Annotated in this window: 9 protein-coding genes; 5 read left to right on the forward strand and 4 right to left on the reverse strand. The window is 57.6% G+C overall.

The window, feature by feature from the left end; genetic code table 11:
- Window positions 1-32: 32 nt before the first annotated feature.
- The 3 genes from AB4090_RS13490 to AB4090_RS13500 are packed head-to-tail and all read right to left on the reverse strand — an operon-like array spanning window position 33 to window position 2,716.
- A complete protein-coding gene (locus AB4090_RS13490; protein ID WP_369574409.1) occupies window positions 33-1,055 on the reverse strand; it encodes an aspartate-semialdehyde dehydrogenase in 1,023 nt (340 codons plus the stop codon).
- 3 nt (window positions 1,056-1,058) lie between these two features.
- Window positions 1,059-2,135, reverse strand: coding sequence for a 3-isopropylmalate dehydrogenase (gene leuB / locus AB4090_RS13495; protein ID WP_369574410.1), 1,077 nt, complete (start codon window positions 2,133-2,135; stop codon window positions 1,059-1,061).
- Complete coding sequence (locus tag AB4090_RS13500) at window positions 2,132-2,716, reverse strand: hypothetical protein (RefSeq protein WP_369574411.1); 585 nt, start codon at window positions 2,714-2,716, stop codon at window positions 2,132-2,134. Before AB4090_RS13500 ends, leuB begins: the two co-directional genes overlap by 4 nt.
- A 10-nt stretch (window positions 2,717-2,726) precedes the next feature.
- Here AB4090_RS13500 and mobA point away from each other — a divergent pair, with 10 nt between their 5' ends.
- The 3 genes from mobA to glp are packed head-to-tail and all read left to right on the forward strand — an operon-like array spanning window position 2,727 to window position 5,057.
- Complete coding sequence (gene mobA / locus AB4090_RS13505; protein WP_369574412.1) at window positions 2,727-3,332, forward strand: molybdenum cofactor guanylyltransferase MobA; 606 nt, start codon at window positions 2,727-2,729, stop codon at window positions 3,330-3,332.
- A complete protein-coding gene (gene mobB / locus AB4090_RS13510) occupies window positions 3,329-3,814 on the forward strand; it encodes a molybdopterin-guanine dinucleotide biosynthesis protein B (protein WP_369574413.1) in 486 nt (161 codons plus the stop codon). The genes mobA and mobB overlap by 4 nt, the downstream gene beginning before the upstream one ends.
- Window positions 3,815-3,818: 4 nt before the next feature.
- Entirely contained in the window at window positions 3,819-5,057 is a 1,239-nt protein-coding gene (gene glp, locus AB4090_RS13515; RefSeq protein ID WP_369574414.1) for a gephyrin-like molybdotransferase Glp, read from the forward strand.
- A gap of 4 nt (window positions 5,058-5,061) precedes the next feature.
- On the opposite strand, the gene AB4090_RS13520 is transcribed toward glp, so the two are convergent.
- Complete coding sequence (locus AB4090_RS13520; RefSeq protein WP_369574415.1) at window positions 5,062-5,697, reverse strand: phospholipase D family protein; 636 nt, start codon at window positions 5,695-5,697, stop codon at window positions 5,062-5,064.
- Between the two features lie 118 nt (window positions 5,698-5,815).
- Between AB4090_RS13520 and AB4090_RS13525 the strand changes: the two genes are divergently transcribed.
- Together AB4090_RS13525 and AB4090_RS13530 are read left to right on the forward strand one after the other, a co-directional pair.
- A complete protein-coding gene (locus AB4090_RS13525; RefSeq protein ID WP_369574416.1) occupies window positions 5,816-7,234 on the forward strand; it encodes a deoxyribodipyrimidine photo-lyase in 1,419 nt (472 codons plus the stop codon).
- 300 nt (window positions 7,235-7,534) lie between these two features.
- A complete protein-coding gene (locus AB4090_RS13530; RefSeq protein ID WP_369574417.1) occupies window positions 7,535-8,302 on the forward strand; it encodes an alpha/beta fold hydrolase in 768 nt (255 codons plus the stop codon).
- Window positions 8,303-8,438 lie beyond the last annotated feature (136 nt).

The following is an 8,438-nucleotide window of genomic DNA, read 5'->3' on the forward strand; positions in this document are numbered from 1 at the left end:
CCACTCATGCTGTCGAACAACATAACCAGTCGTTATAGATAGTCGCGAATCAATATCTCTGCAATCTGCACACTGTTCAGAGCTGCGCCTTTACGGATATTGTCGGCCACTACCCAGAAATTCAACCCACGCTCATGACTGCAATCCTCGCGAATGCGTCCCACCAGGGTCGCATCCTTACCCGCGGAATCCAGGGCCGTGGGCCAACCACCTGCTTCCTGTTCATCTAGGATCTGTACCCCGGGAGCGTCGTTCAATAGTTCGCGCAGTTGTACGGCACTCATTTTTTCCCTGGTGACCACATTGACGGCTTCGGAATGACCATAAAAAACAGGTACGCGTACACAGGTAGCACTGAGGGATAAGTCCGCGATCTCGAGAATCTTGCGGCTTTCCCAAAGCATTTTCATTTCTTCTTTGGTGTAGCCATTGTCCTGAAAGATATCGATCTGGGGCAGGCAGTTAAAGGCAATCTGTTTGGGAAACACGGTCGGCGGCACTTCTTCTTGCTTGAAAATGCCCAAAGTCTGCCGCCCCAATTCCTGAATGGCACGACTGCCAGCACCACTCACCGCTTGATAGGTAGACACCACCACTCGCTCCAAACCCACAGCATCGGCAATGGGCTTGAGCGCCAGCAACATCTGGATGGTCGAACAATTGGGATTGGCAATAATGCCGCGCGCTCGATAATCGGCTATACGCTGCGGGTTCACCTCCGGCACCACCAGGGGAATATCGTCCTCGTAGCGATAGCGGGAGGTATTGTCGATCACCACGGCACCGGCTGCAGCAGCCTTGGGAGCATAGATTTCACTGGCAGAAGCGCCGGCGGAGAAGAGACCGATATCCACCCCCTGCCAGTCAAATTCTGCAGCATCGCGCACACGCACGGCCTTGCCGGCAAAATCCAGCGCACCGCCTGCCGAGCGCTCACTCGCCAGCAGGATCAATTCGCTGACCGGAAAGTTCCGCTCCACCAGGATCTCCCGCATGACCTCACCCACGGCCCCCGTTGCACCGAGGATGGCAACCTTATACGCATTTTTCTTCACGTCTTATTCTCCTGCCCGCAATGCAGCCACGACCGCCTCACCCATGGCCTGAGTACCAATCACCTTTTCACCAGCACTGGCGATATCTGCGGTACGGTAACCTTGGTCTAACACACGCATAACCGCCGCCTCGATCCGTTCTGCCCATTTCGCCTGCTGCAGGGAATGGCGCAGCAGCATGGCCACCGACAGGATCGTGGCCAGGGGGTTGGCCTTGTTTTGCCCGGCGATATCTGGCGCCGAGCCATGGATGGGTTCGTACATTCCACGGCCTTCGCCCAAGGATGCCGAGGCCAACATGCCAATAGAGCCAGTGAGTTGGCTCGCTTCATCGGAGAGGATGTCACCAAACATATTGCCGGTAAGCAGCACGTCGAATTGCGCCGGGTAGCGAATAAGCTGCATCGCGGCGTTATCGACATACATGTGCTCGAGCTCGACATCGGGGTACTCTTTTGCCACCTCGGTCACCACTTCGCGCCACAGGCGCGTGGTTTCGAGGACGTTGGCCTTGTCCACGGAGCAAAGCTTGCGCCGTCGCCCCAGCGCCGCACGAAACGCGACATGGGCAATTCGGCGGATCTCCCCTTCGTCGTAAACCATGGTGTTGAAGCCACGACGCTTCCCGTTTACGACTTCCACCCCGCGCGGCTGACCGAAATAGATATCACCCGTCAGTTCACGCACCACCAGAATGTCGACATCTTGCACCAGTTCAGGACGCAAAGGCGAGGCCGAGAGGAGCTGTGGAAAGATTTGCGCGGGGCGCAGATTGGCATAGAGATCGAGTCCCTTGCGCAGCCGCAAGAGTCCCTGCTCCGGTCGCTGGGCTGGCGGCCGGGCATCCCATTTCGGCCCACCCACTGCACCCAAAAGCACGGCATCGGCACCCATCGCCAAGGCCAGAGACTGCTCGGGAAGCGGGTCGTCATGGGCATCTAGGGCAGCACCACCGACCAATCCCTCGTCAATCTGCAATGGCATGGCAGCGAGCTCGGCGACCGTTTCCAAAACGCTGCGCGCCGCAGCGCTAATCTCGGGACCGATGCCGTCTCCAGGAAAAAAAGCGATTTTCTTCATTCTTGCAAGTCCTTACGGTAGAGAATGCGGATAACAAAAGGATTTTCCGTGCCCGGATGAGGGTTTTCCGGGATCTGGGTAAAGGCGTAAACGCCAGGGCCAAGACCGCTGGGATTGGCAGCCACCACCTCCTGCGCGGCTGTGGACGCCGTCTCCGGTTTCGCTAGGCTAAAGCGCAAGCCAACGGCCTCCGGGCGCTGTCGCGCTGCGTCAATGTACATCCTACGCGTGATTTCGCTGAACAAGACCTGAAAGAACGCCGTCAGGGTATTCTCTTCTACTGGCGTTTCCGGGTGTTGCGCAAGAAAGGTACGCGCACTTTGGCGCGGTAGGAGGCGCAAAAACTCGGCTTGGATGGCAAATTCCAGTAAGTCTTTTTGCAGCTCGGGGGCATCGGGCAGGCGCCCAAAACCCTGGTAGTGAAGATAAAACAACGGCGCCGGCAAGGGCAGCTCATCCACCCGTCCCTGCGGCGGCACTCCGGCATCCACCACCGCACCGCGCGGCTGCATGTCCTGCCCCTTGCCCTTCAACCAGTCCCAAATTGCCAATGCGCGCCAACCTTTCCGAAAATTGCGCAAGAATAGCACAATGGCGGAGAATCCAGGTATGGAGAATACGCAAGAACAAATTCTACTGCCGATCAGCGGCCTGCTCTTGGCGGGTGGTGCGGGTCGACGCATGGATCATCAAGACAAGGGCTGGGTCGGCTACCAGGGGCACCCCTTGGTGTTCCACGCCCTGCGCCCACTGCAAAGGCACGCGCGCACGATCCTAATTAGCGCCAATCGCAATCTCGAACGGTATGCCAGCCTCGGTTACCGGGTGCTGCCAGATGCGGAAAGTGGCTTTCCCGGCCCTCTGCATGGTCTGCTTACCGGGCTCGAGGCAGCACGACAGGACTGGCTCGTCTTCGTACCCGTGGATGCCCCCAACCTCCCCGAAGACTTGCTTTGGCAACTCTGGGAGCGGCGCAAGGGAGTACCACTGGTGTTGGCAGAAGACGAGCGTGACGTGATCCCGGTGATTGGCTTGATGCATCGTCGTCTCGCGAGCCCACTACGACATTTCCTCGCGAGCGGACAACGCCGTGCCGGGGATTTTTTTGCCGCCATACCGCAGCACCGGCTGCCTCTTACCCTGCAAGAGGCGCAAAACTGCAATCACCCCGCAGACCTGCAGGGAAGCGTTGCGTGAAGACGTTAGCAATTATAGGATATAGCGGATCTGGCAAGACCACCCTGCTCTGCGCTCTGATCCCTTGGTTGCGCAAGGCTGGACTGCGCGTTGCGGCAATCAAGGCCACCCATCATGATGTCCGCTGGGATGAGCCGGGCAAGGACAGTTGGCGCTTACAAGAAGCGGGGGCCGAACCCCTCCTGCTCGTCGGACCACAACGCTGGTACCTGAATCGCGTGGCAGATCCGGGCAACTGGGCGGCCATGCTTGCCAGCCTGCAGCCGGAACCGGACCTGGTTTTGAGCGAAGGAAACCAGGACTGGCCCATCCCACGCTTACTTGTACATCGTGCGGCGTTGGAAAAAGGATTGCGTTGGGATCCCGGCGATGACGTGTTGGCGGTGGCCAGCGATACGCCCCTGGATACGAGTGTACCCTGCCTGGATTTGAACGATCCTGCCGCAATCGCCCAATTTATACTGCATTGGTACGGAGAATAGCCATATGGCAGCCTGCTGTGAGAATAACGAACACGACCCCAAGGCAAAGAGCGTGGAGGAGGCGCTGGAAATCATTCTGGATACTTCTGCACCGTTGCAAGATAGTGAATGGTTGCCCTTGGATGCCGCTCTCGACCGCATTCTCGCGCGCGACCAACGGGCGTCGAGCCCAATACCGGCCTGGCCCAATTCCGCCATGGACGGCTACGCCTTGCGCGCCGCAGATGGCGACGTACCGCGTACAGTTGTTGGTAGTTCGTTTGCCGGACATCCATTTGCGGGTAGCATTGCGAGCGGTGAGGCCATACGCATCATGACGGGCGCTATTGTGCCGGCAGATTGTGATACGGTGGTTCCGCAGGAGCAAACGGAGCGCGCCGGTGACACCGTGCGTTTTATCAGCGCGATTCGCGCCGGTGCCAACATTCGCGGCGTTGGGGAAGATCTGGCACCGGGGGAGTTGGCACTCGCAGCCGGTACACAACTGCGCCCCAGCCAGATTGGCGTACTGGCCAGCCTAGGCTTAAGTGAGATCGAGGTCTTTCGACGTTTGCGCGTAGCCTTCTTTTCCACTGGCGACGAGTTGCAGCCTCTGGGACGAGAATTACGTGCTGGCGAAATCTACGACAGCAACCGCCATAGTCTGCTTGCGCTCCTTCGCCGTCTTGGGGTCGAAGCGATTGATCTTGGCCGGCTGCCAGACGATCCCGAGCGCATTGGCAACACCCTGCGGCACGCTGGCGAGAGTGCGGACGTCATCATTACCAGTGGTGGGGTGTCGGTAGGCGAGGCCGATTACATCGCCGAACTCTTGCAGCGCCAGGGGACCGTGCAGTTCTGGAAGATGAACATGAAACCTGGCCGTCCGCTAGCGTATGGACGCATCGGCCAGGCGGACTTTTTTGGTCTACCCGGCAATCCGGTATCGACCATTGTCACTTTCTATCAGTTTGTTGCCCCGGCATTGCGCAAGCGCATGGGCTGCCGCGCGCCATGGACGGCGCCGCGCCTGCGCCTACCCTGCGCTATCGCCCTCAAAAAGAAACCGGGGCGCACTGATTTTCAGCGTGGTCAACTCCTACAGACTGCGGAAGGCCTGCAGGTGGTCCCAGTAAAAGCCCAGTCCTCGCACATTCTGACTGGGATGGCGCAGGCCGAGTGCTTCCTGATTCTCCCGGCAGATGCCGGTGATCTTCCAGCGGGGAGCATCGTCGACGTACAACTACTCGAAGGCATGGTTTGATCAGCTAATCCAACCCATGACGTGCCGCGTATGGCGCAGAATGCGACCAGTGGTGGAGAAAATTTTGCGCATAGAGGGCGTTGAGCGGTGGGTTGCCGCGCAAAATCAACAGATTTTCGGCGTTAGCCTGTTCCGCCGCCTTGGTGAAGTTGAAACTGCCGGTGATGATTGTCGCATCATCAATGATCATTACCTTGTTGTGGGCAATGGCATGCTGATCGTCGATGCGCAGATTCACGCCCTGATTGGCGAAAAAATCGGCAGCCGAATATTTCTGGCTTCGCTGACTCTTATCCAGTAGCACCCGCAGTTCTACCCCACGCTTTTGCGCCGCCAACGCTGCCTTGGCGATTGGGGCACTGGTAAAACTATATGCCTGAATCCAGAGTCGATGTTGTGCCTGACTCATGGCCTGAATGATGGTATCCGTTGTGCCTGGTGGTGGCGAAAATGCCACCTCAATCGTCCCTTGGGCAGGGATGGTACTGGGCGACGCCGGTAATACTGCAGTCGCCTCTTGCCCTTGCTCCTGTACCAGATGCAAACCCGACCGCAGGTCCGCCGGCGCCAAAACCGCGAAGGCGCCAGAGGCCGCCCCCAACATCACCAACAAAGCCGCTAACCAGCGCCAAGTTTGCATATCCCTTCGCTCCCTTTCTGTGGGCGCATTCTTACCAAATCGTGACGCAGAGACAAGGCCTTGTTCGCAGTCCGAGAAATTCGTACCGTGTCTATCCAGCACCCGATCAGGAATGCCCATGACCAGCATTGTATTGTTCCGAAACGATTTACGTTTGGATGATCATCCTGCCTTCGCCCATGCCGTAGTTCGCGGTGCTGTGCTGCCGGTATTTTTGAGCGATCCCACGGACGAACGTGGCGCTGCTTACCAGTGGTGGCAACGCCAAAGCCTTCGCACCCTGGAGACAAGGCTTGCTGCTCTCGGCCTGCCTTTGGTGTACCGACGCGGGGAGACTTTGACAATCATCAAGGAGCTGATCGAACAAAGTAGCGCCGATACCGTGCTCTGGAATCGACGCTACGCCAGAGAACAACGCGATACCGACATGCACCTCAAAAACTGGCTGCGGGAGCATGGTATTACGGTAGAGTCCTTCCCCGGCGATACCCTTTGCGAACCCTGGAACCTGTTGCGCGACGGCACCCCCTACAAGGTATTTAGCCCGTTCTGGAAGCGCTTTTTGCGCGATGTCTCTGTCGATGTAGCGTTTTCCTGCCCGCAGCATGCGCAAGCTGCGGCCAGCATCCCATGTTCTGACAACCCCGATAGCTGGGGATGGGAGCCGCAGGCACCCGACTGGGCAAGCCGCTTCCGCAATCATTGGCAACCGGGCGAAAATGGCGCAATGGAGCGCCTGGAAGGGTTCATTGCTGACACGCTCGTGGACTATGCAAACGGACGCGACTTCCCCGCTGCTAATAAGGTATCGCGTTTGTCGCCGCACCTAGCGCATGGCGAAATCAGCCCGCGGCGCGTCTGGCAGCGTATGCAAGAGCTCACCACTGCCCAGCCAGAGCTACGTAAGGCAATCGATAAATTTCTGGCAGAGCTTGGCTGGCGCGAGTTTTCCTGGCACCTCCTCTATCACTTTTCGCAGCTACCTTACAGTCCTCTACGCGAAGAGTTCGCGCAATTCCCTTGGTCTAAAAACGATGACCTGCTTGCAGCGTGGCAAAAGGGGCAAACCGGCTATCCGATTGTTGATGCCGGTATGCGCGAGCTCTGGCAGACCGGGTACATCCACAATCGCGTGCGCATGATCGTCGGTAGTTTCTTGGTAAAAGATCTACTTTTGCCCTGGCAACAGGGTGCGGTCTGGTTTTGGGATACCCTGGTCGACGCCTGCCCCGCCAACAACAATGCCTCCTGGCAGTGGGTGGCAGGCTGCGGTACCGATGCCGCCCCCTACTTTCGCGTCTTCAACCCCGTCCTGCAGGCGCAAAAATTTGATGGCGAGGGGAACTATCAACGGCGCTGGGTTCCTGAGCTCGCCAGATTACCCGACAAACTGCTGCCGGAGCCGTGGAGCGATCCTGCACTGTTGCAGGCACACGGTATCTGGCTTGGGGAGAGCTATCCTCGACCGCTCATCGACCACGCCATCGCACGCGAGCGGGCGCTGGCAGCCTTTGCAACACTCAAGGCCGAGCGCTGAAACAGGACGTAACAATTCCCGCAACAGCATCTGGAACTTTTCCAGAACCCTCGCCTCTAATCCTTTGCAAGCAGCTGTGATGGTTGCGAGCGCATGTTTCTTCCTCCTTTGGTGGTTTTGGGCGGCCCATTTCATGGCCGCCCTCTTTTTTTTCCGACCGGTCGGAATGTTCTTGCAAGAAGCGAGAGCAAATGCTAATATATCAACTCGTGGTCAGCTTTGACCGCGAGCGCATGTTTCTTTCCTCCTTTGTGGTTTTGGGGCTTTCATTAGCCCCTTTTTTTGTGACACGCCCTTCTCATGCCTCTATCCACTGAAGCTCCCCTAGAGATACAAGTGCCCAATGGCGAGCTTGTACGCGGTTACTTTCAAGATTCTAAGAACAGTGCAATTGGCGTCTTCCTACCGGGCTTTGCGTCGGATTTACACGGCAGCAAGTCACAGCTACTTGCCCGTTTTGCGCAGCAGCGCCAGCGCTCGTGGGCGCGCTTCGACTATCGTGGCATGGGTATCTCCGCTGGGACATTCTCCGAGCTTAGCATCTCACGGTATCTAGAAGACGTGGGAGCCGTAATTCAGACGTTACCGCCGCGGCCTATACTTCTCCTCGGCTCGAGCATGGGGGGCTGGGTCGCGACCCGTGCAGCCCAATTTTGGCCGGAGCGCGTGCGTGCCTTGCTACTCATTGCGCCAGCGTATAACTTCATTCAAGATTATTTTCACGGTCTGCCAATTGATGCGCAATTGGCTTGGCAGGATTCTGGTTTTCATGCGTGGCAACTCGGCGACAACGGTCCGACATTCCAGTTGGGTTTCAATGCCGTACGCGATGCCGCAAATCACAATCTGCTGTTAGCACCGCCAAAATTAGACATCCCCGTCACGATCTTACACGGTTCGGCGGATGATGCTGTGCCCCTGCAACGCAGCTTTGCGTTTGCCAGACAAGCACAGGCTCGCCCCTTGGTCATACAAACGCTCTACGGCGTCGGGCATCGATTACGGGGAGCCGATCAACAGCTTCTCAGTGCTGTGGAGAGCACTTTTCTACGCCTGGAATACAAGTAAGAATACCCCAACCTGATGTCGTGCATAGTTCAGTTCAGTTCTTTCCAATCCAGAGATGAGCCTGAAGGAGGGGCAGGAGTGAGGCTGTCAGGCGGCTGAGTGTTGGGCATTGTTGATGGAACGAAAGAGCTTTGCC

It is taken from the genome of Acidithiobacillus sp. IBUN Pt1247-S3 (genome assembly GCF_041146875.1).
In the GTDB taxonomy this organism is placed as follows: Bacteria; Pseudomonadota; Gammaproteobacteria; order Acidithiobacillales; family Acidithiobacillaceae; genus Igneacidithiobacillus.